We start from the raw sequence: 26,591 nt of genomic DNA, 5'->3' as shown, positions 1-26,591 counted from the left end.
CACCACGGAAAGGTTCCGCAAGCGGTAAACCACACACAAGTAATTTGGGGTGGTGATGCGTCTCCCGAGACGCTTGGAGCCCCTTGGCTCGGCTCCAACAAGGTAGAGGCCTTTGCGCGGCTTTCCAACTGTTTTTTTACCGTACATCCGCCAATTCCTGCGCAGAAGCGCGACTTTTGCGCGCTTGCGTGGCAAGAACGCAACGTTCGATCCCGGAAAGGTCACGCGCAACCCGGATTGTCGGGAATCCGGCCTCTTCCAGGAGCCCACGGACCGCTGCCGACTGTCCGGCCCCAACCTCCAGGGCGAGCAGACCCTCGCCGTGTAAAACCGCCGCGGCGGCCGGAATCAGACTGCGATAGGCGGCAAGACCGTCCGTTCCCCCGTCCAAGGCAAGCGGCGGGTCGTAGGCCGCCACCTCCGGCGCCAGCCCGGCAATCTCAGCCGTTGGAATGTAAGGCGGGTTGCTGACGACGATGTTCCAGACACCCTGTAGGCCGTCCTGCCACGACCCCTGCACGAATTCGGCGCGCGACCCCAGACCCAAGCGCCGGGCATTCTCCGCCGAGGCCGCAACGGCGCCGGGGGCCAGATCGATACCGAGCCCCTGCGCCACAGGCAGTTCGCTCAGCAACGCCAGCAGCAGACAGCCCGAACCGCAGCCGAGATCGAGAATCCGAAGCTCTGCATCGCGCCTGGGAATGAAGTCCAGCACCGCCTCGACCAGGGTTTCGCTGTCCGGCCGGGGATCCAGGGTCTCTGGGCCCAGCTGGAACTCCAGGCTCCAGAACTCCCGCCGACCGAGAATGCGCGATATCGGTTCGCGCCGCGCACGGCGTTCCACCGCCGCAGCGATCCCCGCCGTCTCGGCAGCGTCGAGGGGGCGCTCGGGTCTGGCGAGCAGCAGCTCCGGCCCACCCCCCAGAAGGCTGCATACCAGCAGCCGTGCGTCGCGGCGCGGCGCTTCGATACCGGCTTCTGCGAGGCGCGAAGTTGCGGTGGCCACCGCCTGTTCAAGGGTGACTGCCGCCGACGCGCTCACTGAAGCTCGGCCAGCTTGGCGGCTTGGTCGGCGGCGGTAAGCGGGCCGATCAATTCGTCCAGGCCCTCACCCGTCAAAACCCGCTCCAATTTGTAGAGCGTCAGGTTGATCCGATGGTCGGTCACCCGCCCCTGCGGAAAATTGTAAGTCCGGATGCGCTCCGAGCGATCGCCGCTGCCGACCTGGCTGCGCCGGTCGGCCGCGCGCTCGGCATCCTGCTGCTGACGTTGCACCTCATAGAGCCGCGCGCGCAGAACCTTCATCGCCTTGGCGCGGTTCTTGTGCTGCGATTTCTCATCCTGGCACTGCACCACCACGCCGCTCGGCAGATGGGTGATGCGCACGGCGGAATCGGTGGTGTTCACATGCTGGCCGCCGGCCCCCTGGGACCGGTAGGTGTCGACCCGCAGGTCCTTTTCCTCGACGTGAACATCGACGTCCTCAGCTTCCGGCAGGACGGCCACCGTCGCCGCCGAGGTATGGATGCGCCCGCCGGATTCCGTCACCGGCACGCGCTGCACCCGATGAGCGCCGGATTCGAACTTCAACTGGGCGAAGACGCCGCTGCCGGTAATCGAGGCGCTGGCTTCCTTGTAACCGCCCAACTCGTTCTCTGAGGTGTCGATCAACTCAAAACGCCAACCCTGCTGTTCGGCATAGCGCTGATACATGCGCATCAGGTCGGCCGCAAAGAGCGCCGCTTCGTCGCCGCCCGTTCCCGCGCGCACTTCCAGAATCACGTTGCGCGCATCGGCCTCGTCCTTGGGCAGAAGCAGGATCTTCAGATCCTGCTCCAGTTCCGGCAGGCAGGCTTTCAGGTCGTGGAACTCCTGCTCCGCCATCGCCCGCATCTCACTGTCGGACTCGGGGTCGGCAATCAGTTCCGCCAGGTCGGCCATCTCATTCTGTGCGGAGCGCAGGGCTGCGATTCCCTCGACCACCGGCGTCAGGTCGGAGAACTCCTTCAACATCGCCGTATGCTCGGGCGAGCCCGGGTTGGGATGGGTCGCCACCAGGTTCTGCAGTTCATCGTAGCGGCTGACGACGCGGTTCAGGCTCTCGTCGAGATTCACTTTTCTTCCTCACTCTCTTCCGCATCCGGCGTCAGACCGAATAGCCGGCGCAGGCTGGCTTCCAAGGTTTCGCCGGCCCGCCGATCTGCCGCAGCAGTCCGGCGCAGGGCCTCGGAGGGGTCGTGGAGCAGCTTGTTGACCAACAGCCGCGTGGCCTCCTCGGCATCCAGCCTGCCGCCCTCAAGCACCGCCCGGCGCGTCGCCTCGAAGTGCTGGCGCAGAGCCACCACCGAAGGCGCGGCGTTGCGCCCCGCCTGGGCCCGCTGGAAGCGGTCCAACTCCTCCTCCAAGACCGACCAGGCCATGACGTTGGCAGCCGCCCGTCCCCCGGACTTCGCTTTGGCCAACCGCTCCAGATCGTCCAGGTCGTAAACAAAGGCGCCTTCCAGCGTCGCGATCGCCGGGTCGATATCCGAGGGCACGCCGGCATCGATCAGCAGAACCGGGCGGCGCCGCCGATGCCTCAAGGCCGCCTCCATCTGGGCAGTCTCCAGCGTGAAGCGTCCGGAGCTGGAATCGGAGACAACGATGTCGGCCTCCGCCAGGTGGTGGTCGAGGTCATCCCAGGGTGCAAAGTTGCACTTCAGGCGCCGCGCAGCGGCTTCCGCCCGCAGGCTCGAACCATGGGTCACCAGCAGTTGGCCGACCCCGGCAGCAATGAAATCGGCGCAAAGCATCTCCCCCATCTCGCCCAGGCCCAGCCAGAGCAGCCGCAGGCCGTCGAAGCGGCCATGCAGGTCTTCTGCGACCTGGGTCGCCACCAGGTTCATCGAACTGGCCTGCTGCCCGATCGGCGTTTCGCTGCGCACCCTCTTGGCCGCGGCAAAAGCTGCCTGCATCGTCGCATCCAACCGCGGGCCCGCCAGGCCGGCGCCGGCCGCCGCGCGGTAGCACTGTTTCATCTGGCCAAGGATCTGCGGTTCGCCGACCACGAGGCTGTCAAGCGAGGCCGCCACCGCGAAGAGATGACGCAGCGCCTGGGGACCGCTGTGGCAGTAGCTCTGGCCGACCAGCTCGGTCGGTGCCAGGCGGGCCGCCCCGGCAAGACGTTGCAAGAGCTCCGCGGCAACGGCCTGGCCCGGCTTGGCAATCACCGCAAACTCCAGGCGCTCACAGGTCGCAACGACCAGCCCCTCTTCCCAGTCCGCATGGCGCAAAGCCGCCAGGAGAAGCGTCAGGTCGGGTTCCTGATCGAACAATCGCTCGCGCAGATCCGTATTCAAACTGCGGTGGTTGACCCCGACCAGGGTCAACCGTTCAAGGATTTCAGACTCCGCCTGGCCTGTGGTCGTTTCATCGTCCGACATCACCGGGCCTCGCTAAGCGAGGCGGGAGAGGCGCTCGGTCAAAGAACTGAGCGAGACCAGCTCCTGCTCCCCGGAATCGAGATCGCGCAGTGTGGTGCTTTGCGATGCCAGCTCATCCTCGCCCAACAGCAAGGCGGCGCGTGCGTTCAGCTTGTTGGCCCGCTGCAGCCGCCTTTTCAGGTTTCCAGAGTAGCCAAGTTCCACCGAAAACCCGTCATGGCGCAACTGCTGAGTCAGCTTCAGGGCCGTCGTCGCCACGGCCTCGCTGACCGGCACCACCACGATGGGGCGGGGGGCCGGCTCTTCACGCTCGCTCAGCATGGCCAGCCGCTCGATGCCCGCGGCCCAGCCGACACCGGGGGTCGGCGGACCGCCCATGGTCTTGATCAGGCCATCGTAGCGCCCGCCGGCCATCACCGCGGACTGAGCGCCCAGACGATCGGTGGTGAACTCAAACGCCGTGTGGCTGTAATAATCCAGGCCGCGCACCAGCCGCGGATTGAGGCGATAGGCGATACCCAGACTATCCAGCCCCTCGCGCACCGCAGCGAAGAAATCCACACTCTCGGGATTGAGATAGTCGCCGAACAGCGGTGCCTCGACGACCAGACGCTGATCCCCCTCGTCCTTGGAATCGAGAATCCGCAGAGGGTTCCTTTCCAGCCGGTTGCGGCTATCCTCGGAAAGGCTGTCGATGTGGCCTGAGAAGTAATCAACCAACGCCGCCCGATAGGCGCTGCGGCTGGCCGGGTCGCCGAGGGTGTTCAGCTCCAGCACCACGGCATCGCTCAGGCCCAGCTCTTCCAGGATGTGCGCACCGCAGGCAATTACTTCGATGTCCGCCTGCGGCTGGGGCACGCCGATCAGCTCCACACCGATCTGGTGGAACTGGCGCTGGCGGCCTTTCTGCGGGCGTTCGTGGCGGAACATCGGCCCCGCGTAAAAGGCCTTCACCGGAACCTGCTGGGCCAGGCCGCCGGAGATGAAGGCGCGGGCCACCCCCGCGGTATTCTCGGGCCGCAGCGTGAGGCTGTCTTTCTCGTCGGCGCGCCCGCCGGCAACGAAGGTGTACATCTCCTTGGTGACGATGTCGGAGGCATCGCCTAGGGTACGTTTGAAGACTTCGGTGAATTCGAAGATCGGCGTCGCCATCTCCTGAAAGCCGTAGCGCTGCGCAATCAGGCGCGCCGTCTCCACCACCGCGCGGTGGCGGCGCATGGCCTCAGGCAAAAGATCGTGGGTGCCCCTTACGGGCTGCAGGCTGCTCAAAATTGTCTCCGGGAGGGGCTAAGAAGCCGCTGCGGCTGCAGCGCGGTTCTCGTTGGCACTCTCAGCGTCTTCTTCCGCCGCTTCGGCAGCCTCTATCTCAGCCGCCTTGCGCTCAACCATCTCCACCAGGTGATCGACGATGTCTTCATCCTTCAGGCGATGATCGGGCAAGCCGTTGATATAGACCTGATGGGTGCCGCGCCCGCCGCCGGTGAAGCCCACGTCGGTCATCAAGGCCTCACCCGGGCCGTTGACCACGCAGCCGATGACCGAGACGGTGAGCGGCGTGGTGATATGGGCCAGGCGCTTTTCCAGAACCTCGACGGTCTTGATCACCTCGAACTGCTGCCGGGCGCAGGACGGGCAGGAAATGACATTGACGCCACGGTGACGCAGGCCCAGCGACTTCAGAATATCGAAACCGACCTTTATCTCCTCCACCGGATCGGCCGACAGGGAAACGCGGATCGTGTCGCCGATTCCGGCCCAGAGCAGATTGCCGATACCGATCGACGACTTGATCGTTCCGCTCTGCAGCCCGCCGGCTTCGGTCACCCCCAGATGCAGCGGGTAGTCGCAAGCCTCCGCAAGCGCGCTATAGGCCGCCACGGCCAGAAACACATCGGAGGCCTTGCAGGAAATCTTGAACTCGAAGAAATCCTCGTCCTCGAGCATGCGCGCATGGTTCAGCGCCGACTCCACCATCGCTTCCGGACAGGGCTCGCCGTACTTCTCCAGCAGTTCGCGTTCCAGCGAGCCGGCATTGACGCCGATGCGCATCGAGCAGTTGTTGTCGCGCGCCGCCTTGACGACTTCGCGCACCCGGTCGCGCGAACCGATATTGCCGGGATTGATCCGCAGGCAGGCCGCGCCGGCCTCGGCCGCTTCGATGCCCCGGCGATAGTGGAAATGGATATCGGCAACGATCGGCACCGTAACCTCGGGCACGATCTTCTTCAGCGCCTCGGTCGATTCCTTGTCGGGGCAGGAGATCCGCACGATGTCGGCACCCGCAACCTCCAGGGCGCGGACCTGGGCAATCGTCGCCTCGACATCGGTGGTCAATGTATTGGTCATCGACTGCACGGTGATCGGCGCATCGCCGCCGACCGGCACCGACCCGACATGGATCTGGCGGGATTTGCGTCGGTAGATGTCCCGATAGGGCCTTACGCTCATACGATCCTTCCTGCCGCCATCCTGGTCGCGGGGCGCAGGAAAAGCGCGCGCCGCTGGGTGTCGCAGCGCGCCCTTGCCTGGCAAGGGCGCGCTATCGGGCGCAAGATGCGCCGAAACCGCAGAAACTTCAAGGCTGGCTGGGTATCGGGAACAGGGACCGGCGGCTGCGAGGCGCAGGGCCTCCGCCGTCGGGGCTACTGAGCGCCGCCGCTCAGCAATTGCTCGGGATCAAGCGGTATATTGCGGCGCACCGCCCCCACCGGGCCCAAGGGCGCCAGGGTGTTGCCGTCCACCAGGATCTCCAGACCGCCGGCATTACCGGTCAGAAGGGTGAGATCTTCCTGATTCGGCACACGGTAGCTGTCGCCAACCCTCAACACCCGGGTCAGCAGCAACGTCCCCTCGCGGTCGCGGACCTGTACCCAGGCATCCTGATTGGCCTTCAGCACAACCCGGGCATCGGTATTGTCGCCGCCGTAAACCTGCGGCTCCTGGTTTACCAGAAAGCTGCTGGCCTGATCGTTGGCAGGGGCAGCGGGGATCGCATAGGCGGACTGATCGGCATTTGCCGGCGTCTCAGGCTGCGGCAACGTGACAACCGGCTCCGGCTGTACCGGGGCCGGTTGCGACGGTGTCGCCGCTGTCCCGTCGGTCCCCGGGCGTTCAGGCGCCGCAGCGGACGGGGTTTCGGCGTCCGGCACTATTTCAACAAGCGGCGCGCCGAAGCGGGGCTCGCCATCAGCGTCAACCACCTGCCCGGTCGGCTCGGCAGCAGACGGCGTCGAGGACGAGGCTGCAGAGGATTCCGCCGTTACCGTCTGATCCGATGCCTCAGAGGGCGTCTCCGGCGCGAGCCCGGAAGCCGGCGGCTGTATCGCCTCGGCAGCACTCTCTGGCGTGGCATTCTCTGGCTGGGCGTTCTCGGGCACGGCACTCTCAGGCACCGTGCTCTCTGGGGTTGCGGCCGCAACGACGGGGCTTTCGGCTGCGGCGGGCGGCGTTTCGCTCAGCGTTTCCGGCGGCGCATCCTCCACCAGTTCCTGCAGCCGCTCGGGGACCGGCGAAACCAGATCGGCGATCGTCTCGCCCTTGTTGGAGAGGTAGAACCAGACGCCATAGGCGGCGGCAAAAAGCAGCGCCGCAACCAGGAAAACCGCCCCGCCCGGCATCTTGCCTTCGGGCGCCGGGGTCGGAAAATGCAGCTTGGGCTGGCCGTCCAGGCCTTGAACCTCGTTCTTGAACCGCTCGACGATGGCATCGCCGTCAAGGCCCAGGAATTCGGCGTAGGTCCGCACAAAACCCACGGCATAGGTGGGACCGGGAAGACTCTCGTAGTTGGCCCGCTCAATCGCATCGAGATAGGAATAGCGGATGCAGAGGACCTGCGCGATCGAACGTAGGTCCTGGCCATACTGCTGGCGCGCCCGGATCAGGGTGTCAGCAACCTTCTCGCCTTCCAACTCCTGGGCAATGGCGATCTCGGGGACCGGGTCGCGGTCGACGCGCTTAGGGGCGCTTTTCTTGGCTGTTTGGGCCACAGGTTCTCACCAGATTCTGCAAACGGGATGGTGGTCTTCCCTGCTGGTTCAAACTTCCGGGAACCGTCCTCTGTTGGACCGCCCGTAAAAGCCTGACTGACCGGCACCACAATCCCGACAGGTTAACAATATTATCTTCGACACAGCAACGCGTTAGATGGAGATGTTCCGCTCAAGCGCATAGGACCTTAACTGTTCGCGGATACTGTGATCGGGTAAAGTTAATAATTGATTGATTGTGGCGGTCAGGCTGGCGAGTTCCAGGCTGCGGATCATGGTTTTGACCGGACCGACAAAACCCGGGGCCATGGAAAGCCGCCGCACGCCGCAGGCCAGAAGCGCCAAGGCCTCCAGGGGTTGGCCGGCCATCTCTCCGCAGACCGTCAGGGGAACCCCATGCTCGTCACAGCGGCGTGCGACGTCGCGCACAAGTGTCAGTACGGCCGGCGACAAGGTGTCGTAGCGCCTTGCCAGGCGCGGATTCCCGCGATCCGCGGCGAAAAGGAACTGGACAAGGTCGTTGCTGCCAAGCGACAGGAAATCGCAGCGCGGCAGAAGCTGCGGCAGTTGCAGGGCAAGGGCCGGCACCTCCAGCATGGCACCGACCTTGATTTCCGTCGGCAGGCTGCCGCCCAGGGATTTTTCCCGCTCGACCTCGCGCTGCAACAAGGTCTTGGCCGCTTCGAACTCCGCCACTTCGCTGATCATCGGGAACATGACGGAAAGACTGCGCCCGGCCGCCGCCCGCAGCAGTGCGCGCAGCTGCTGGCGCAGCAGCGCCGGCCGGTCCAGGCCGATGCGGATCGCCCGCCATCCCATTGCCGGGTTATCCTCATGGCCGCCGCGCCAGTAAGGCAGCAGCTTGTCGCCGCCGACGTCCAAGGTCCGGAAGACGACCGGCTTCGACCCCGCATGATCCAGGATCCTGCTGTAGATATCCGCCTGGGTTTGGACACCCGGAAAAGAATCGCGAATCATGAAGGGAACCTCGGTGCGATAAAGGCCGATGCCCTCCGCCCCGGCGTCTTTCAGGTGCGTCAGATCGATCATCAACCCTGCATTGATCAGCAGCGTCACATCTTGACCGTCCAGGGTGACCGCGGGCAGATCGCGCACCGCACGAAAGGCTGCCTGCTGACGCTCCTTATGGGCGATACTTTCCTGGAACCCGGCCCGAACCGAGGTGCTGGGCCGCAGCAGGACCTGTCCGGTCTCGCCGTCGACGATAATGTTCTCGCCATCGCCCACCTGGGTGGTAATGCCGTCGCAGCGCCCGATCATGGGAATTTGCAGGGCGCGGGCGACAATCGCCACATGCGCGGTCGGCGCCCCCTGCTCCAGAACCACCGCCCTCAGGCGTTTCTGGTCATAGTCGAGCAGTTCTGCCGGGCCCAGGTCGTGGGCCACCAGCACCATGTCCTCCGGCAGATCCTCGCGCTTCTTCTCATCGAGCCCCAGCAGGTGATGCAGCAGGCGATTGCCCAGATCGTCCAGATCGGCCAGCCGTGCCCTGAGATAGGGATCTTTGATGGCCGACATTCTGGCACGGGTTTCATTCTGTACTTTCTGCACAGAGGCCTCAGCCGTCAGGCCGCCGCGCACGGCGTCGTGCATGCGCTTCAGCCAGCCGCGGTCGTCGGCGAACATGCGATAGGTTTCCAGGACCTCGCGGTGTTCGCCGGCCCGCGCCACCTCCTGGCGTGCCAGCATCGCGTCCAGGGCGCTGCGCATTGCCCCCATGGCCGTATCAAGGCGCTCACGGTCGGCCTCCGGGTTTTCGCTGACCACCTGGGAGATAACGATGCCCCGGTGGTGCGGCACCGCGACTCCGATGGCAAGGCCCTGATTCAACGTTATGCCGCCAAGCCGCGCCGGCATCAGATCGCTGCCGCCGCCCTGGCCGCCGGCGGCGCGGTCGAGCATGCTGTCGCCGCTCAGCAATTCGGCCATCACCATGGCCACCGTCTCCAGCGCCTCGACCTCCTCTTCGCCGTAGCTGCGCTGGGTGCGGTTCTGCACGACCAAAACGCCCAGCACCCGCCCGCTGCGCATGATCGGCACACCCATCAGGGAGTGATAGACCTCTTCACCGGTTTCCGGCCGGTAGGCGAAATTCGGATGGCTTTGGGCATCGGCCAGGGCGACGGGCCGGGCCTGGGCGGCGATCAGTCCCACCAGGCCTTCGTTTACCTGCAGCCGGGTCTTGTGCACCGCCGCCGGTTTCAGGCCCTTGCTGGCAAACAGCTCCAGCACTTCGCCGCCGCGCATGGCATAGATCGAGCAGACCTCGGCGACGATATGCTGGGCGATCAGCTCAACGACCTTGTCCAGCCGTTCCTGGCTGGAGCCGCCGGCCTTCATCAGGTCGCGCAGCAGGCGCAGCAGGCGCCGCGACCCGGCCCAGGCGTGATTCGTCTCGGATGGCGCGGTCATGTCCGGAGGCCGCGCCGCTTTAGCTGCCGCTGTAGAGATGTCTCTGCGCCGCCGCGCCGCACCACTTAGGCCGTATCCAGACCATAGGCGGTGTGCAGGCCGCGCAACGCCAGTTCGGTGTACTCCTCGGCAATCAGCACCGAGACCTTGATCTCGGAGGTCGAAATCACCTGAATGTTGATGCCGCGATCGGCCAGCGCCTTGAACATCTGCTGGGCAACGCCCGCATGGCTGCGCATGCCCACGCCGATCACCGAGACCTTCACGACATTGGGATCCGCCAGCAACTGGTCGAAGCCCAGTTCGCCCTGGCTGCGGCGCAACACTTCCTCGGCCCGTTCCAGATCCGACTTGCTGACCGTAAAGGTGAGATCGGTACGGTCGGTCTCCGCCGAGATGTTCTGAACGATCATGTCCACATTGATGGAGGCATCGGCCAGGGGGCCAAAAATATTGGCGGCAATACCCGGATGATCCAAAACCCGCAACAGCGTGATTTTTGCTTCATCGCGGCTATAGGCGATACCGCTGACAACGGCTTGTTCCACGATCTCTTCCTCGTCGACAACTAGGGTCCCAGGGCTGTCCGCAAAGCTGGAGCGGACCTGGATGCGCACATGGTGCTTCATCGCCATTTCAACCGAGCGGGTCTGCAGCACCTTGGCCCCCTGGGAGGCCATTTCCAGCATTTCCTCGTAGGTAATCTTATCGAGCTTGCGGGCCTTCGCAACGATGCGCGGATCGGTGGTATAGACCCCGTCCACATCTGTATAGATATCACAACGCTGGGCATCGAGCGACGCAGCCAGTGCGACAGCCGAGGTGTCCGAGCCGCCACGCCCCAGGGTGGCGATCCGCCCCTGCGCGTCGACCCCCTGAAAACCGGCGACAACGGCCACCTGTCCCTCGGCAAAGCGGCGTTCCATCTCGTCGACCGCTATCTCCTCGATCCTTGCGCTGCCATGGGCATCGTCGCAGCGGATCGGGATCTGCCAGCCCAACCAGGAGCGGGCGGAAACACCGAGATCCTGAAGCACGATCGCCAGGAGGCCGGCCGTCACCTGCTCACCGGAAGAAACGATAACGTCGTATTCCCGCAGGTCCGCCAGGACCGCCGCGTCGTGAACCAGGTCGACCATGTTGTTGGTCACCCCGGCCATGGCGGAAACCACAACCGCCACCTCATGACCCTCATCGACCTCCGCCTTGACGCGCATTGCGGCATTGCGGATGCGGTCCAGATCGGCAACCGAAGTGCCCCCGAATTTCATCACGATACGGGCCATCGACGTCCCTGACTTCAGACGGTGTTGGTTTCCAAGCGGTACAGTATCCCGGCAATCTTTCAGGCAGGGCGGTTGCCCAAAAGACGGCGGCTATCCATACTCTTAGCATCTCATTGACGCAAGTGCGCGAGGGGGTCGGGCGGGCCATTGTCAGCCGTCCTGCCCGGCAGCAAGGAAACGCCATGAACCCAAGCCCCGACGCCCGAAGCACCGATGGCCGAAGCACCGGTCCGGGCAGAACCGTGGAAGCAGCCAGCATCGATCCCGCCGAGATCGCCAAGTTCACCGCCATGGCTGAGGCCTGGTGGGACCCGGAGGGCAAGTTCCGGCCGCTTCACCGCTTTAATCCGGTCCGCCTGGGTTTCATCCGCGACCGCCTCTGCCGGCACTTTTCGCGCGATCCCAAGCAGGGCTTACCTCTGAAGGGCCTGCGCCTGCTGGACGTCGGCTGCGGCGGCGGCCTGCTGAGCGAGCCCCTGGCCCGGCTTGGCGCCCAGGTCACCGGTCTGGACGCGGCAGAGAAGAACATCCGCATCGCCAGCCTGCATGCCGAGGCCTCCGAACTCCAGATCGACTACCGCCACGGCAGCGTCGAGGAGTTGGCCGCTTCCGGCGAAACCTTCGATGCGGTCCTGAACATGGAAGTCGTCGAGCATGTTGCCGATGTCGACAGCTTCCTGGGCGCCAGCGCCGCCCTGGTGCGCGCCGGCGGGGTTATGATCGTTGCCACCTTGAACCGCACCCCGAAGTCTTTCCTGATGGCCATCGTCGGTGCCGAATACGTCCTGCGCTGGCTGCCGCGGGGAACCCATCAGTGGCAGCGCTTCCAGCGCCCTTCCGAACTGGGCAAGGCCCTCAGGCAGGCGGGCATGGAGATTGCCGAGATGACCGGTGTCGCCTTCAATCCCTTGACCGACCAGTGGCGGCTCGCGCCCCGCGACCTGGATATCAATTACATGCTGTTGGCGGAAAAACCGGCCTGAAACATGATCCGATCGACGTCGAACACCTAAGAGTTCTCGCGCGGCAGCCAGGGCACTTTCTGAACCGAGACGCCCTCGTCTTCCAGGGACTGCGCCTCCTCGTCCGAAGTTTCGCCGTAGATACCCCGCGTCTCCGCCTCACCGTAGTGGATCTTGCGGGCCTCCTCGGCGAATTGCTCGCCGACATAATCGCAGTTCTGCTCCACATGCTGGCGGATTTCCTTCAGCATGTTTCGGACCTCCGCCGCCTTTTTGTTGTCCGAGACCGCCACCTGGCGCGCCTCGCCCTTGGCAACGTTGGGCGCCATCAGTGCTTTTTCGACCTTCTTGCTGCCGCAAACCGGGCAGAGGACCTTGCCGGCAGCCACCTGCTCGCCATAGCTGGCACTGTCGGGGAACCAGGCTTCAAAAACATGGGCCTTGCGGCATTTCAGGTCGAAGACAATCATTCTCTCAGAATTCTCGCTGACCGCCCGGCGGCCGGTCCTTCTGCGAAGGCGGCAGCGCCAGGGAATGGAAAAGCAACACCTAAACTCTAGCCTTAGCGAAAGAGATCGTTTGAAACAAGGAGATAGTCAAAAGGGACAGCCCAACGGCGACAGCGGCGGAACGGCCCCGGAATCGGCGGATCGGTCATCGCATCGACGGGCCGACCCATCGCCCTGGATCGCGCGCTTCGCCCCGATGATCGCACCGGAGGCCCCGGCGTTGAACGCCCGGGTGCTGGATCTGGCCTGCGGCAGCGGCCGCCACAGCCGCCTGCTGCTCGGCCTCGGTCATCAGGTTCTGGCGGTCGACCGCGACATCTCGGGTCTTGGCGAGCTGGCCGGTCAAGACCGTATGGAAGCTCTGCAATGCGACCTGGAAACCGGCGAAACGCCAACCTTCCTGCGCCGGTCCTTCGATGCAATCGTTGTCACCAACTACCTGTACCGGCCGCTGTTCCCGGCGCTTCTCGGCGCTCTGGCGCCGGGCGGCCTGCTGATCTATGAAACCTTCGCCCTGGGCAACGAGCGTTTCGGCCGCCCGAGCAACCCGGATTTCCTGCTGCGGCCGGGCGAACTGCTGGATTGGCTGCGCAATGACCTTCGGATCCTGGCCTATGAAGACCTGGAGGTGGCGCTGCCGAAACCGGCGGCGGTTCAACGGGTCTGCGCCAAACGCGTCTGAGGCGCCCTAAATCGGAAATTCAGCCGGAAAGTCAGGTTGCCGGCTGCAGCAGCGGCTCCAGCTTGTTGCCGGCTTCCAGGGCGTAGAGATCGTCGCAGCCGCCGACGTGCCGGTCGTCGATGAAGATCTGCGGCACACTGGTGCGCCCGCCACTGCGCGCCACCATCTCCGCCTTACGCCGCGGATGGAGCATCACATCGATCTCGGTGAACTGTGCACCCTTCTGCTCAAGCAGCTTCTTGGCCCGATAGCAGAAGGGACAAAGCATGCTCGAATAGACTTCAATCTTCGTCATGGTTAACGACCCGCCCAGAAAACACAAAAAACGTCCCCTCGCGAAAATGGGGTTGCCGGAAGCGGTTGTCCAGAGCCTCGCGATGTCGTGAGGCAGATCCGCACCTGGGGACTTTGCGGAATCAGTCCCTGAGGGCGCGGGCCAGAACGACGACGTCGACCGCCCGCGCGCCGGCGGAAAGGGCGGCGCGCGAACAGGCGGCCAGCGTGGCCCCGGTGGTCATGACGTCATCCACAAGAAGCAGCCGCCGGCCACGCAGGGCATCCAGGTGCGCAGGCCTGACGGCAAAGGCCCCCGCGACGTTGCGGCGGCGCTGTTCGGCGGTCAGGCGGCCCTGGCTCGGCGTCGCCCGGCGCCGGACCATGAGGTCGGGCACACCCGGAAGGCCGCTGCGCCGGGCCAGGGCCTCCGAGAGAATGGCCGCCTGGTTGTAACGCCGCTTGAACAGCCGGCGCCAATGCAACGGCACCGGGGCGATGATATCGCAGTCGGCAATCAGCTCGGCGGCAGTGCGCTCCGCCCAAAGCGCGAAGGTGCCGACGGCTTCGGTGCGGTCGGCATGCTTGAAACCCAATATCAGCCGCCGGCTTGCCTCGTCATAGCGCAGCACTGCCCGCGCCCGTTCAAAAGGCGGTTCGGCGCGCAGGCAGGCACCGCAAGCCATCACGCCCCCCGGGTCGTGGTCGAAAGGCAGGCCGCAACGGCTGCACTGCGGATCGGTAACGAAGGTCATACCCGCCCAGCAGGCAACGCAAAGCGCGCCCTGCTCGGCCACCAGACGGCCACAGGAGAGGCAGCGCGGCGGCAGAATCAAATCAACTGCTGCGCGCCAGGAACGCCCCAGCCTCCCGAACGCGGCCGGTCGCTGGGCGCCGCCGATCTCATCGCCGTCATTCATGGTTCATGAACTTGATCGAGCCGCCGGGAATGGTCAATCCGCAGTGGTCAATCCGCCTTCGCCAATTCCCTGCAGCCTTTCGCGACGACCCGCGGGACGCCATAGTAGCGGCCATGACCGAATCGCCGGAAGTCTTCGACCGTCAAAGCCTGCGGCTGCACCGCGACCGCGCCGCCGAGGGAATCGCCCAACACGACTTCCTGTTCCGCGAGGTTGGCGAACGCCTGCTGGAGCGGCTCGACGATATCAGACGGGTCTTTCCCCGCGCGCTGGATCTGGGCTGCCACAACGGCATCGTGGCCGAGATCCTGTCGCAGCGGCGCGTCCAAGGCGGCGCCGTCGGCGATCTGATCCAGGCAGATCTTTCTCCGGCGATGGCCCGCCTGGCGGCCGCCAAGGGCCATGCAGCTCTGGCGGCGGATGAAGAGGCCCTGCCCTTTGCGGCAGGCTCCCTCGATCTCGTGCTCTCGGTGCTCAGCCTGCATTGGGTGAACGATCTGCCGGGTTGTCTGCTGCAGATCGGACAGGCATTGAAACACGACGGTTTGTTGCTGGCCGCCATGATCGGCGGCAACAGCCTGCCTGAACTGCGCGCTGCCCTCATGCAGGCCGAAATCGAGATGGAAGGGGGCGCGAGCCCCAGGGTCTCGCCCTTCGCCGATCTTCGCGACATGGGCGCCCTGCTGCAGCGCGCCGGTTTCGCCTTACCCGTTGCCGACGTCGACAGCATCACCGTTACCTATCCCTCGGCCCTGGCGCTGATGCAGGACCTCAGAGGCATGGGCGAGACCAACGCCGATCGCAACCGCCGCCGCGCGGTGACACGCCGCGATACGCTGCTGCGCGCCGCGGCACTTTATGGGGAGCGACATGGCGATGCCGAAGGTCGTATTCCGGCAAGCTTTGAGATCATCTATCTGACGGGTTGGCGGCCCCATACGTCCCAACCCAAAGCCCTGCGTCCTGGCAGCGCCGCGGCGCGCCTGGCCGAAGCCCTGGACAGTCAGGAGCTGACGGCAGGTGATGCCGCCGATCCGAGAAAGGCCGGTTCGGGAATGAAAAACCCCGGCACAGCCGGCAGCCACCAGCAAAAAAACACCAAGACCTAAAACGGAGATCTATTGGGAAGTCGGTGCCTTGGAATTACCGCCGTGGGAAACCATGGCGTGTCCATCCTCGGTAGCGGCAGATCGAAAATAGTTGAGGATAAAGACGCGCACACCGGCGGTCAGTCCAGATTGCGTTCTCTCCCGATCGATCTGGGCACAGATCTCATGAACGCTACGTGTCTCGCGGTCGCAGATTTCGTTGAGCGCTTCCCACATCTCCGGCTCCAACCTGATGCTCGTGCGCCTATCCGAGAGCGTGACGTTACGACTGATAAGAGTAGACACAAGCCTCCAAAAAAATATCGCTCTATGGAACAGTCCTAAATAAACTCACCCGACAATCTTAACGTCCGACAACTAACAGTAGCAAGCTTTCAAGAGACCTACCCGGAAATGTCGTAGCCATTGTGACCAATCCGCAGAACTGTGCGGGTCACAAGGCGGAAAAGGTCCCGACCGCAACGGGCCTGTGATGCACAGACTACAGGAGATCGCGCAAAACAGCGACCAGGGGAGCGTCCGCCGGCGGCATCTCATAGTCGCCCAAGCGGGCCGGCCTGACCCAGGTAAGACTTTGTCCTTCGCGCGGCTGCACAGCGCCCCGCCAGGTTCGGCAGGCATAGAGCGGCATCAGCAGGTGAAACGATTCATAAGCATGCGAAGCAAATGCAATCGGCGCAAGGCAGCTTTGCCGGGTGTCGATGCCAAGCTCTTCCTGCAGTTCTCTCACCAAGGCGCCCTCCGGGGTCTCCCCGGTATCGACTTTACCGCCGGGAAACTCCCACAAGCCCGCCATGGAACGACCTTCAGGGCGTTGCGCCAGAAGCACCCGGCCATCGATATCGATCAAAGCTGCGGCTGCGACCAGCAGCAGGGGTTGCGCTGCGCCCTGCCGCACTTCAGCCCCCCAACAGCCGGCCTGTTCGGTCGGTGAAGAACCGCCTTGGGATACAGACACCGCATCAACTCCGATAGTCGGCATTGATGGAAATGTAGCCATGGGTCAGATCGCAGGTCCAGACCCGGGCTTTGCCCCGGCCGATGCCGACATCGACATGAATATCGATCTCGCTGCCCTTCATGTGTGCGCCAACCGGCGCTTCGTCATAGCCCGGCACCACCTCGCCGGCTTCGGCCACGGCGACCCCGCCGATCCTGATGGCAAGCCGGTCGCGGTCCGCCCGCTCTCCGGACTTGCCGACCGCCATGACGACTCGTCCCCAATTGGGGTCTTCCCCGGCAATCGCCGTTTTCACCAGGGGCGAGTTGCCGATGGCGAGGCCGATGCGCCGCGCCGCGTTGGGCGAAGCCGCCCCGGTCACCGTGATAGTGACGAATTTGCTGGCGCCCTCGCCGTCGCGCACGACCTGCTGTGCGAGATCGCAGAGCAACCCGTCCAGCGCCGCCTTAAAGGATGCCAGCCGGGAATCCGAGGCCGTCTCGATCTTGGGGTGTTTGGCCTTGCCGCTGGCGGCGAGCATCAGGGTATCGCTGGTCGAGGTGTCGCCATCGACAGTGATGCTGTTGAAGCTCCGGTCGGCGCTTTTCTTCAGAAGGCTTTGCAGAACCCCGGCGGGCAGCCGCGCATCCGTCGCCACGAAGGCCAGCATGGTCGCCATGTCGGGCGCGATCATGCCCGATCCCTTGGCAATCCCGCAGAGCGTCACCGGCTTTCCGCCGATCTCGGTAAGGCGCGACGCCCCCTTTGGGAAAGTGTCGGTCGTCATGATCGCATCGGCGGCGGCCTTCCACTGCGCGGGCTGCAGTCCATCCGCCAGGCCGGCAAGACCATCGACCACCAACCCGTCGGGCAGGGCTTCACCGATAACACCGGTAGACGCCACGAAGACATCGCCGAGGCGACAGCCGAGCCGCCTGGCGGTTGCCGCAACAATGCGATCCACCGAGGCGCTGCCCGCCTTGCCGGTAAAGGCATTGGCATTGCCCGAGTTCACGACGATGGCGCGCACCCGTCCGCGCGGCAGCTGTGCCCGGCACCACTCCACCGGGGCGGAAGCGGTCTTTGAGCGCGTCAGGACACCGGCAATGGTGCTGCCGGCATCAAAGGCTATCAGGCACAGATCGGTGCGGCCCTTGTACTTGATTCCGCAGGCCGCCGTTGCCACGCGGACACCGGCCACTTCCGGCATGGCCGGAAAGCGGCGCGGCGCCAGGGGCGATCGCTTCAACGCCAAACCGTCGACTCCCAAAGCATCCGTCGCACTCTATCGTTTATTATCGTTTATTGGCCGGCGACTAGTTGGCAGGGGCCGGTTCGGATTCCGGCGCGGCATCAGGCGCCGCCGGGGCGTCGGCTTCGCCCGCCGGCTCGCTCTCCGGTTCCGGCTGGCCCAACAGCACCTCCACATCCGCCCGCTCGCGCAGCTCGGCGTAGAGTTCCTCGACCGCTTCCTGCGCGAGCTGGTCGCGGAGCTGTCCGTCCAAAGCCTCAATGCTTGGCGGGTCGGTCATCCGGCTCTCTTCAAGCTTGATGACATGAAACCCGAACTGGGTTTGCACGGGCGTCGCAGAATGCGTACCGACCTCCATCGCAAAGGCGGCGTCGGAAAACTCCGGCACCATATCACCGGCGACAAAAGGCGGCAGCTGTCCGCCGCTGTCCTTGCTGGGTCCGGTCGAGTGCTGCTCAGCCAGGGCGGCGAAATCGGCGCCGCCATCCAGTTCAACGATCAGCGCCGTGGCCGCGTCTTCGGTCTCCACCAGGATGTGCCGGGTCACCAGCTGGCGTTCCGGCGGGTTCTCCGCCAGAAAGGCTTCGTAGGCTTCCGCCAGCTTCGCATCGGTCACCCGCGCGTCGATGGTGCGCTGAACGAAAACCTGGCGGATGATGATGCCCTCAAGCTCCGCGATGCGGGTTTGAACCTCGGGATCTTCGGCAAGATCGGCCTTGCGGCCGGCATCGGTGACCAGCGCGTTGTTGACCAACTGCTGAACCAGTTGCGGCATCAGAAACTGAACCTGCCCCTGCAGCTGCGGCGGCAGCGTCTGGATAAAGGCGATCAGGTCGGACTGCCGGATGTCATCGCCGTTGACCCGCGCGATAACCGCGTTTTCCTCAGCCGCTTGCGGCGCCGGTTCAGGCGCGGTGTCCTGGGCGAAAGACGGCTGTGCGGCCATCATCGTCCCGCCCAACAACAGAGCGGCAGCCAAAGGCTTGTTGAACATGGGGGAAGTCTCCTTACAGACCGCTAGCGCGCAGTCGGCGCTGTGGCACGGCGGACAGGGTTGATGAATCGAGTCGTCTTGACGCCGCCCGGCGGGCGCAGAACTGCAGCCTCATTGGCCATCGGCCCCGGCATCCGTACCCGGCGCGGCCCCTTCAGACCCAGCAGTGTCTTCGGGAAACATCTCCAGCGACGCGCGCTGGCGCAGATTGCCGACCATCCTGCTCATGGATTCCCTGGTCAGCTCTTCGCGCAGCTGCGTCTGCATATCAAGGAAGGAGGGGACATCGTCGGCACGGCGCTCGACCAGAAGAATGACATGCCAACCGAACTCGGTCTCCACCGGCTCGGCGGAGTAGCTGCCGGGTTCCAGCTTATGCAACGCCTCGGCGAAGGCCGGCGCCATGCGCCGGGCGAAGAAGTAACCGAGGTCGCCGCCCCGCTCGGCGGAAGGGCCGATAGAGCGCTCCCGCGCCAGCGTGGGAAACACCGCACCGCCGTCCAGCTCGGCGATGATGGCCTCGGCCTCTTCCTCGGTCTCGACGATTATGTGACGGGCCCGCACCTCGCGGTTGGCACGGCGCAGGGCAACCAGGGCGTCATAGCGCTCGCGCACCGCCGCCGTGGTCACCTGCTCGGCCAGATAACGCTCCAGAAACACCGTGGAGAGCACCCTGTCCTCCAGACCGACAAGGCGTTCGCGGACCTCGGCATCCTCCGCCAAGCCCTGGGCGCGGGCCGCCTCCGCCAGCAGCCGTACATCGACCAGCCGGTCCAGGAGGGCCGGAAAGACCGATTCCAACTGATCGCGGTAGCGCTCCGGCAGGCCGTCGGCGGAGGCCATCACCGCCGCCCAGCGGATTTCATGGCCGTTAACCCGCGCAACGACCGGATTCTGCACCTTCATCTGCTCCAGGGCGTCACCGAGACGCGCAATGTCTGCTTGCGAAGCGGTCGCAGCGGGCCCGCCCTGATTGTCGGCAACACCGGGCAGCGGCAGGGGCAGGCCATCGTCGTTCTGCTGGGCCCGGACAGGCCCCGCAGCGAGGAGAAGAAGTGCACAAAGAGCACCAAGAATCGGCAGAAAACCCGCCAATAACCTAGCCGGAGCCGTTGCTGCTGCCTGACCCCTCGTGAAGTCTTCGTCCCCAATCGTCATGCCTACGCATCATGCATGCCCGAAGCCATATCACAAGGGGTGAGAAGGGCTCAGCCGCCATCGTTGACAGCCTGAAGCCAGGGCCCTATGTGTCACATCACGGATATTTCGGCCACGGCCCCTTCTTTGCCTTAAGGATTCTACATGTTCGGCGCGCTTGCCAAGCGGCTGTTTGGAACAGCCAATGAGCGGTTCCTGAAAAGCCTCGACCCGACGATTACGGCGATCAACGCCCTGGAGCCCAAACTTCAGGAGTTGAGCGACGAGGCGCTGAAAGGCCAGACAGAGGCCCTGAAAAAACGGCTCGCCGCCGGCGAAAGCCTGGACGACATTCTGCCCGAAGCCTTTGCCACCGTACGCGAAGCCGCAAAGCGCACCCTGGGACAGCGCCACTACGATATGCAGCTTGTCGGCGGCATGGTGTTGCACCAGGGCATGATCGCCGAAATGAAGACCGGTGAGGGCAAGACCCTGGTCGCCACCCTGGCAGTCTACCTGAATGCGCTCAGCGGCAAGGGCGTACACGTCGTTACCGTCAACGACTACCTGGCCAGCCGCGATGCCGAGTGGATGGGCCAGGTCTATCGTTTTCTGGGGCTGGAAGTCGGCTGCATCGTCCATGGCCTGACCGAGGACGAACGCCGCGCCGCCTATGCCGCCGACGTGACCTACGGCACCAATAACGAGTTTGGCTTCGATTACCTGCGCGACAACATGAAGTTCCGCCTGGAGGACATGGCCCAGCGGGAATTTAATTTCGCCATCGTCGATGAAGTCGATTCGATCCTGATCGACGAAGCGCGGACGCCGCTGATTATTTCGGGCCCGGCGGAAGACTCCTCCGAATCCTACAAGAACGTGAACAAGCTGATCCCGGATCTGGTCGACGAGGACTTCGAGAAGGATGAGAAGGCCCGCTCTGTCACCTTCACCGAGCCCGGTGCGGAACACATGGAAGAACTGCTGCGCGCCGCCGGCCTGATGGAAGAGGGCAGCCTCTTCGACATCCAGAACGTCAGCCTGCTGCACCATTCCAATCAGGCGCTGCGCGCCCACAAGCTGTTCCAGCGCGACACCGACTACATTGTGAAAGACGACAAGGTCGTCATCATCGACGAGTTCACCGGGCGCATGATGGAGGGCCGGCGTTACTCCGAAGGGTTGCATCAGGCCCTGGAGGCCAAGGAAGGCGTCTCGATCCAACAGGAAAACCAGACCCTCGCCTCGATCACCTTCCAGAACTACTTCCGGCTCTATCCGAAACTGGCGGGCATGACCGGTACCGCCATGACCGAAGCGACCGAATTCCAGGAAACCTACGAACTGGAAGTCATCGAGATTCCGACCAACGTGAAGGTCATCCGCGAGGACTTCGACGACGAGGTCTATCGCACCGCCGCCGAAAAGCATCAGGCGATCCTGGAGCAGATCCGCGACTGCCAGGAGCGCAAGCAGCCGATCCTGGTCGGTACCGTATCGATCGAGAAGTCGGAGCTGCTCGCCAGCCTTCTGACCAAGGAAAAAATCACCCACCAGGTTCTGAACGCCCGCTTCCACGAGCAGGAAGCCTTCATCATCGCCCAGGCCGGCGTGCCCGGCGCCGTGACCATCGCCACCAACATGGCCGGCCGCGGCACCGATATCCAGCTCGGCGGCAACCTCGAAATGCGCATCAGCCGCGAGGCCGAGTCGATCAAGGACGAGGCCGCCCGCGCCAAGAAGATCGCCGAGATCGAAGCCGAGGTCGCCGAAGCCAAACAGGTGGCCCTCGCCGCCGGCGGGCTCTATGTCATTTCCAGCGAGCGGCACGAAAGCCGGCGCATCGACAATCAGCTGCGCGGCCGCTCGGGACGCCAGGGCGACCCGGGCGCCTCCAAGTTCTTCCTCTCGCTGGAAGACGACCTGATGCGCATCTTCGGCTCCGAGCGCATGGACTCCATGCTGCAGAAGCTCGGCCTGCAGGACGGCGAAGCCATTGTCCATCCCTGGGTCAACAAGGCCCTGGAAAAAGCCCAGCAGAAGGTCGAGGCCCGCCACTTCGAGGGCCGCAAGTATCTGCTGAAGTATGACGACGTGATGAACGACCAGCGCAAAGTGGTCTTCGAGCAGCGCAAGGACATGATGCGCGCTGAAGACGTGCACGAGACGGTAGCCGACATGCGCAGCGAGGTCGTCGAATCGATGGTCGAGCGCTTCATCCCCGCCAACGCCTATTCCGAGCAATGGCAGGTCGACAGCCTGCACGAGGAATCCCTGCGGCTCTTCGGCCTCGACCTGCCGGTCCATGACTGGGCCAAGGAAGAGGGCATTGCCGATCAGGAAATCCGTGAGAGGATCGCCGCCGCCGCGAACCAGAAGATGGCCGCCAAGACGGCCAACTTCGGGCCGGAAATGATGCGCGGTCTGGAAAAGCAGATCCTTCTCCTGGTGCTCGACCGGCAATGGAAAGACCATCTTCTGTCGCTCGACCACCTGCGCCAGGGCGTACAGCTGCGCGCCTACGGCCAGCGCGATCCGCTGATCGAATACAAACGCGAGGCTTTCGACCTGTTCGAGAACATGCTGGCCGAGGTCCGCGAGGAAACCATCAGCCTGCTCAGCCGTGTCGAGCTGCGCCCCTCCGCGGAGGAGGTGGTGGTGCCGCGTCCGCCGCAGGAGATGCACGAAGGCCGTCAGGACGTTGCAATGGCCAGCGTCGGCGCCGGTGCCGCACCCGCCGGCGCCGAAGCCGAAGCACCCGCCCGCCAGCCGGCCGCCAGCCGCGCAGCCGCCGCCGAAATCGATCCAAACAACCCCGCCACCTGGGGCAAAACCCCGCGCAACGCCGCCTGCCCCTGCGGCTCGGGCAACAAGTACAAGCACTGCCACGGCAAGCTGGGCTGATCGCCGCAAAGCCATTGAGAGGCAGCGGTGACTTTCGTCGCCGCACAATAATTCACAGCGTCACATAGGCCGCGATGAAGCGGCCCGAAGGGGGCAAAAGCTGGAATGCGTGTATTGCGCTCAGGTTTCAGGAATCTCTTCGCCGGATTTTGCCTGGCCTTTTGCTTTGCAGGCGCCGCAGCGGCCGCGGATATCAGCTTCTGGGACAACACACGAACCGGCGCCAACGCCTTCAACCAGGTCCAGACCGAGGAATGGTTCGCGGCGGCGGATGAAACGGGTCTCTCCTGGGTCCGTCTGGCTTTCGCCAAGTGGGAAAGCCGGGAGCGCGACTTTCTGATGGGCGACGCAGACCGCTACGAAGGCCTTGTCAAAGCGGATCTGGCGCGGCTGCTTCAAGCGCTGGACTGGGCCGAGGCACAGGGGCAGAAAGTCGTCATTGCCCCCTTGAGCCTGCCCGGCGCGCGCTGGCGCCAGAACAACGACGGGCGTATCGACGACAGGCTATGGCGTGACCGGGCCTACTGGGAGCAGGCGAAAGCCTATTGGCGCGACCTCGCCAAGGCCCTGGCGGACCACCCCGCCGTCGCCGCCTACAACATCCTGAACGAACCGAGGCCCGAACTCGGCACCGGCCTCGCTGAGCACGGCGCCCCGGGGGACATCGCACGCTTCGACGACTGGTACGCCGCGCATCGCGGAACCCCTGCCGATCTCTACGCCTTCTATCAGGAAGTCATCGCCGCCATTCGCGCGGTCGATCCGAGCACCCCGGTCATGGTCGACTCCGGCTTGTATGCGCAGCCCGGCGCCTTTGCCTATTGGCCGGGTCCTTTGGAGGACGACAAGGTGCTCTATGCCTTTCATGTGTACGAGCCCTATGAATTCACCGCCGGCAGCAATTACCGCAAGAAGAAGGGTTTCACCTACCCCGGCAAAGTTCCTTACGGCGACGGCACCTATCACTGGGACAAGGCACAGCTGGCCCGCTACCTCTCACCCGTTTTCGATTGGGCGGACAAACATGGCATCCCCCCGGAAAGGATCGTCGCCAGCGAATTCGGCTGCATGCGGCGCAACGAGGGTTGCCGGGAATGGCTGGGCGACGTGATCGACCTTTTCGATGAAAGGCAGATCCACTGGGCGTTCTACTCGTTCCGCGAGGATGAATGGGACGGCTATGACTACGAGGTCGGCAGCGTCAATCTGCCCTGGGCCTACTGGCAGGCGGTCGAGCGCGGTGAGACCCCGGAAATCCCCCGCAAGAACACGCCCTTGTTTGAAGCAATCAGGTCACGGCTGAAATAGCGACCAGCGAGGACCAACCGCCCCGACCAACCGGGCCGAAGCGTTCTTCCTACTCGCCCGCTCTTGCCAGGTTCAGATAGCCGTCGCGGGTCTGGGGCAGTTTGCGCTCCAGGATACGCCCGGCGATCATGGTTCTGAGGATCTGCACCGTACCGCCGCCGATGGTGAACATGCGCGCGTCGCGGACCATGCGCTCCAGCGGGTTGTTGCGCGAATAGCCCGCCGCACCGAAAAGCTGCAGGGCGTCGTTCGAAACCTTGATCGCCATTTCCGAGGCGAAGACCTTCGCCTGCGCCGCCTCCAGGGCATCGGGGAAGCCGGCGCAGTCCACCGCCTGACGGATCAGCGCCCGGGCGGCGGCAAGCTGGGTCGCCATGTCCGCCAGCATCCACTGCAGCCCCTGGAATTCGCAGATCGGCCGGCCGAACTGCTCGCGTGCCTGGGTGTAGCCCAGCGCCTGCTCATAGGCGCCCTGGGCGATCCCGAGGGCGACCGTGGCCGCCCCGACCCGCTGCGCATTGTAGGCCGTCATCAAGGCCCCGAATCCGCGCCGCAGCCCCTGTTCCGGACGCAGCAGCATGTCCTCCGGCACCTCCAGATCGTCGAAGAGGATCTCCGTTTCCGGAATGCCGCGCAGACCCATGGTCGGCTCCCGCCGCCCGATGGTAAGACCCCGGGGCTCGCCGCTCGCCGCATCGCGGACCACGATGAAACCGCCGATCCCCTGTTCGACGCCGTCTTCGAAAACCCGGGCGAAGATCAGGTGCAGGCTGGAAACGCCGCCGCCGGTGATCCAGTGCTTGCCGCCGTTCAACACGTAGCGGTCGCCGCGCCTGTCGGCACGGGTCGTCATCTCCGTCGCCGCACTGCCGGCACCGGGCTCGGTAATGCAGATCGCGGGCTTGTCGCCCGACAGAACCTGTGCCGCCGCCAGCTTGCACTGCGCTTCGCTGCCATAGGCCATGATGGCACCGATGGCGCCCATGTTGGCCTCTACCGCGATGCGCCCGGTGACGCCGCAGACCTTGGACATCTCCTCGATCATCAGTGTGACCTCCAGATAGCCGAGGCCGGGACCACCGTATTCCCGGGGGATCGTCATGCCGAAGAATCCGGCCTCGCGCAGTGCCCGGCAGTTGTCCCAGGGATAGGCCTCCTGCCGGTCGACCTCCGCCGCACGGGGCTCGACAACCGCCTGCGCAAGCTCGCGCGCTCTCGCCTGGATCGATTCCTGTTCTGCCGTCAGTCTGGTCATTTCCGTCCGCCTTGCATTGCCCCGCCGCGAGTATGGGTAGAGCCTTGCTGGGCGGTCAAGGACATCAGGGCGCGGGCCGTCAGCCTACGATCCTGTACCAAGCGCCCGGCGACCTTCGCTGACCTGATAGTAGATCAGGCCCGGCAGGCCGATCAGCAGCTCCCGCAGGCGCTTGGCCAGGGAAACCGAGAGCGCGATCTCCGCCGGCACCCCGACCAGGGCGCCCAGCAGGATGAAGCCGCCCTCCTGGACCCCGTAGGCCCCGGGGACCGCGAAGGCGGCCGAGCGCAGGGTCTGGGCGAGGCTCTCGATCATCACCGCCTCCAGTATGCCGATGGGATAGCCCATCAAATGGAGGGTAAGCCAGACCTCGACGGCGATCACCAGACGCGAAACCAGGCGGATCGTCAGATGAAGAACCAGCCGTCCGGGGGCGGCGCAGGTCTGCGCAAGGGCGCTGTCCAGGCCGGCGACGCGTTCGGCGAACGTACCGCCGGCCGTGGCGGCGCGGCGCAGAAACAGGCGCTCTGCCGAGGTCGCCAGGCGCAGCAGGACCCCGCGACGTTGGACATAGACGAACAAAGGGATGAAAGCCAGCAGCAGGACCGCAAAGGCCAGGGTCCCCGGCACCAGGCCGCTGTCGCCGGCGAAAAGCAGCAGCAGCGCGATGCCGATCAGCGCGACGAGGGCCTGGCCTGCCGTCTGCAACACCTTGTCGACAATGGTTGTCGCCGCCATCACCGCAGCAGGCGCGGCCCGGCGCGCCAGCCAGGCCGCCTTGGCAATCTCGCCACCGATCTGCGCGACCGGTAACAACCAATTGATTGAGACCGCGATCCAGGATGCAACGCAGAGCCGTTGCAGGGGGGGACGGGTACCCGGCGGAAAAATGGCCGCCCAGGCAAGAGCCGAGAGGAACAGGGGAATGAGAAACAGGGGCGCCAGCCATAGCAGCTGGAAGCCAGCCCGGCCCAAAGCCCCGGCGACATCGTCCAGCCCCTGCCAGGCAACGACACCGATAGCCAGGGAAAGGCCCAGGAAGAAAGCGGGTAACGCCAGCCTGCGCATCATCATCCAAGCCTCACGGCCGGCCGCCGAATTGACGATGAATAAACGAACGACCTGTAGTATTTGTGCAACAAATCAACTGACGGTACCTTCGCACGCAAGCGTGATCTTTGAATGCGACAATCATTGCTTACCTAGAGGGCTCACAGAA

The 26,591-nt window shown here is 64.5% G+C and carries 23 protein-coding genes; 5 read left to right on the top strand and 18 right to left on the bottom strand.

Translation table 11 applies throughout. The features are described 5' to 3' along the window. Positions 1-136: 136 nt before the first annotated feature. The 8 genes from prmC to HBA54_RS25045 form a co-directional block, all read right to left on the bottom strand. Entirely contained in the window at positions 137-1,042 is a 906-nt protein-coding gene (gene prmC, locus HBA54_RS25080) for a peptide chain release factor N(5)-glutamine methyltransferase (protein ID WP_167230192.1), read from the bottom strand. Further along, a complete protein-coding gene (gene prfA / locus HBA54_RS25075; protein WP_167230189.1) occupies positions 1,039-2,115 on the bottom strand; it encodes a peptide chain release factor 1 in 1,077 nt (358 codons plus the stop codon). The genes prmC and prfA overlap by 4 nt, the downstream gene beginning before the upstream one ends. Then, the gene (gene hemA / locus HBA54_RS25070) at positions 2,112-3,422 is read right to left on the bottom strand and encodes a glutamyl-tRNA reductase (protein ID WP_167230186.1); all 1,311 of its coding nucleotides are present in this window, start codon (positions 3,420-3,422) and stop codon (positions 2,112-2,114) included. Before hemA ends, prfA begins: the two co-directional genes overlap by 4 nt. 12 nt (positions 3,423-3,434) lie before the next feature. Next, positions 3,435-4,691: a histidine--tRNA ligase gene (gene hisS / locus HBA54_RS25065; protein WP_167230183.1), complete on the bottom strand. Its 1,257-nt coding sequence runs from the start codon at positions 4,689-4,691 to the stop codon at positions 3,435-3,437. A gap of 18 nt (positions 4,692-4,709) precedes the next feature. Beyond that, positions 4,710-5,870, bottom strand: a complete 1,161-nt coding sequence (ispG, locus tag HBA54_RS25060) for a flavodoxin-dependent (E)-4-hydroxy-3-methylbut-2-enyl-diphosphate synthase (RefSeq protein WP_167230180.1) — start codon at positions 5,868-5,870, stop codon at positions 4,710-4,712. A gap of 194 nt (positions 5,871-6,064) precedes the next feature. After that, a complete protein-coding gene (locus HBA54_RS25055) occupies positions 6,065-7,408 on the bottom strand; it encodes a helix-turn-helix domain-containing protein (RefSeq protein ID WP_167230177.1) in 1,344 nt (447 codons plus the stop codon). A gap of 153 nt (positions 7,409-7,561) precedes the next feature. Further along, positions 7,562-9,841 (bottom strand): phosphoenolpyruvate--protein phosphotransferase, encoded by a 2,280-nt coding sequence (gene ptsP / locus HBA54_RS25050; RefSeq protein ID WP_167230175.1) that lies wholly within the window; start codon positions 9,839-9,841, stop codon positions 7,562-7,564. Between the two features lie 65 nt (positions 9,842-9,906). After that, on the bottom strand, positions 9,907-11,127 hold the full coding sequence (locus HBA54_RS25045) for an aspartate kinase (protein ID WP_167230173.1): 1,221 nt from the start codon (positions 11,125-11,127) through the stop codon (positions 9,907-9,909). A gap of 182 nt (positions 11,128-11,309) precedes the next feature. On the opposite strand from HBA54_RS25045, the gene ubiG reads away from it, so the two are divergent. After that, the gene (gene ubiG, locus HBA54_RS25040) at positions 11,310-12,110 is read left to right on the top strand and encodes a bifunctional 2-polyprenyl-6-hydroxyphenol methylase/3-demethylubiquinol 3-O-methyltransferase UbiG (protein WP_167230171.1); all 801 of its coding nucleotides are present in this window, start codon (positions 11,310-11,312) and stop codon (positions 12,108-12,110) included. Positions 12,111-12,136: 26 nt separating this feature from the next. On the opposite strand, the gene HBA54_RS25035 is transcribed toward ubiG, so the two are convergent. Further along, on the bottom strand, positions 12,137-12,559 hold the full coding sequence (locus HBA54_RS25035) for a DUF1178 family protein (protein WP_167230169.1): 423 nt from the start codon (positions 12,557-12,559) through the stop codon (positions 12,137-12,139). A gap of 109 nt (positions 12,560-12,668) precedes the next feature. On the opposite strand from HBA54_RS25035, the gene HBA54_RS25030 reads away from it, so the two are divergent. Next, positions 12,669-13,280: a class I SAM-dependent methyltransferase gene (locus tag HBA54_RS25030; protein ID WP_240932895.1), complete on the top strand. Its 612-nt coding sequence runs from the start codon at positions 12,669-12,671 to the stop codon at positions 13,278-13,280. Positions 13,281-13,311: 31 nt separating this feature from the next. Here HBA54_RS25030 and grxC read toward each other — a convergent pair whose 3' ends face one another. Beyond that, positions 13,312-13,575, bottom strand: a complete 264-nt coding sequence (grxC, locus tag HBA54_RS25025) for a glutaredoxin 3 (protein WP_167230168.1) — start codon at positions 13,573-13,575, stop codon at positions 13,312-13,314. 121 nt (positions 13,576-13,696) lie between these two features. Next, positions 13,697-14,473, bottom strand: a complete 777-nt coding sequence (locus HBA54_RS25020; RefSeq protein ID WP_167230166.1) for a ComF family protein — start codon at positions 14,471-14,473, stop codon at positions 13,697-13,699. Between the two features lie 113 nt (positions 14,474-14,586). Between HBA54_RS25020 and HBA54_RS25015 the strand changes: the two genes are divergently transcribed. Beyond that, complete coding sequence (locus HBA54_RS25015; RefSeq protein WP_167230230.1) at positions 14,587-15,582, top strand: methyltransferase domain-containing protein; 996 nt, start codon at positions 14,587-14,589, stop codon at positions 15,580-15,582. Positions 15,583-15,591: 9 nt separating this feature from the next. On the opposite strand, the gene HBA54_RS29785 is transcribed toward HBA54_RS25015, so the two are convergent. The 5 genes from HBA54_RS29785 to HBA54_RS24990 form a co-directional block, all read right to left on the bottom strand. Beyond that, positions 15,592-15,867 (bottom strand): ribbon-helix-helix domain-containing protein, encoded by a 276-nt coding sequence (locus HBA54_RS29785; protein ID WP_322096116.1) that lies wholly within the window; start codon positions 15,865-15,867, stop codon positions 15,592-15,594. Between the two features lie 196 nt (positions 15,868-16,063). Next, entirely contained in the window at positions 16,064-16,480 is a 417-nt protein-coding gene (gene mutT / locus HBA54_RS25005; RefSeq protein ID WP_322096117.1) for an 8-oxo-dGTP diphosphatase MutT, read from the bottom strand. A 64-nt stretch (positions 16,481-16,544) separates the two neighbouring features. Beyond that, on the bottom strand, positions 16,545-17,777 hold the full coding sequence (gene argJ, locus HBA54_RS25000; RefSeq protein WP_205944903.1) for a bifunctional glutamate N-acetyltransferase/amino-acid acetyltransferase ArgJ: 1,233 nt from the start codon (positions 17,775-17,777) through the stop codon (positions 16,545-16,547). A 61-nt stretch (positions 17,778-17,838) separates the two neighbouring features. Further along, positions 17,839-18,768 carry a peptidylprolyl isomerase gene (locus tag HBA54_RS24995; protein ID WP_167230162.1) on the bottom strand — a complete coding sequence of 310 codons (930 nt, stop codon included), beginning with the start codon at positions 18,766-18,768 and terminating at the stop codon, positions 17,839-17,841. 111 nt (positions 18,769-18,879) lie between these two features. Beyond that, positions 18,880-19,863 carry a foldase protein PrsA gene (locus HBA54_RS24990; protein WP_167230160.1) on the bottom strand — a complete coding sequence of 328 codons (984 nt, stop codon included), beginning with the start codon at positions 19,861-19,863 and terminating at the stop codon, positions 18,880-18,882. A 207-nt stretch (positions 19,864-20,070) separates the two neighbouring features. Here HBA54_RS24990 and secA point away from each other — a divergent pair, with 207 nt between their 5' ends. Together secA and HBA54_RS24980 are read left to right on the top strand one after the other, a co-directional pair. Then, positions 20,071-22,809 carry a preprotein translocase subunit SecA gene (gene secA / locus HBA54_RS24985; RefSeq protein WP_167230158.1) on the top strand — a complete coding sequence of 913 codons (2,739 nt, stop codon included), beginning with the start codon at positions 20,071-20,073 and terminating at the stop codon, positions 22,807-22,809. A 105-nt stretch (positions 22,810-22,914) separates the two neighbouring features. Beyond that, positions 22,915-24,117: a glycoside hydrolase family 5 protein gene (locus tag HBA54_RS24980; protein WP_167230156.1), complete on the top strand. Its 1,203-nt coding sequence runs from the start codon at positions 22,915-22,917 to the stop codon at positions 24,115-24,117. 49 nt (positions 24,118-24,166) lie between these two features. On the opposite strand, the gene acdA is transcribed toward HBA54_RS24980, so the two are convergent. Together acdA and HBA54_RS24970 are read right to left on the bottom strand one after the other, a co-directional pair. Further along, positions 24,167-25,372: a 3-sulfinopropanoyl-CoA desulfinase gene (gene acdA / locus HBA54_RS24975; protein WP_167230154.1), complete on the bottom strand. Its 1,206-nt coding sequence runs from the start codon at positions 25,370-25,372 to the stop codon at positions 24,167-24,169. Positions 25,373-25,456: 84 nt separating this feature from the next. Further along, complete coding sequence (locus HBA54_RS24970) at positions 25,457-26,446, bottom strand: flippase-like domain-containing protein (protein ID WP_167230152.1); 990 nt, start codon at positions 26,444-26,446, stop codon at positions 25,457-25,459. Positions 26,447-26,591 lie beyond the last annotated feature (145 nt).

It is taken from the genome of Pelagibius litoralis (genome assembly GCF_011683915.1).
Taxonomy (GTDB): domain Bacteria; phylum Pseudomonadota; class Alphaproteobacteria; order Kiloniellales; family Kiloniellaceae; genus Pelagibius; species Pelagibius litoralis.
The sequence above is the reverse complement of the archived record's forward strand: the minus strand, read 5'-3'. Positions and strand labels throughout refer to the sequence as shown.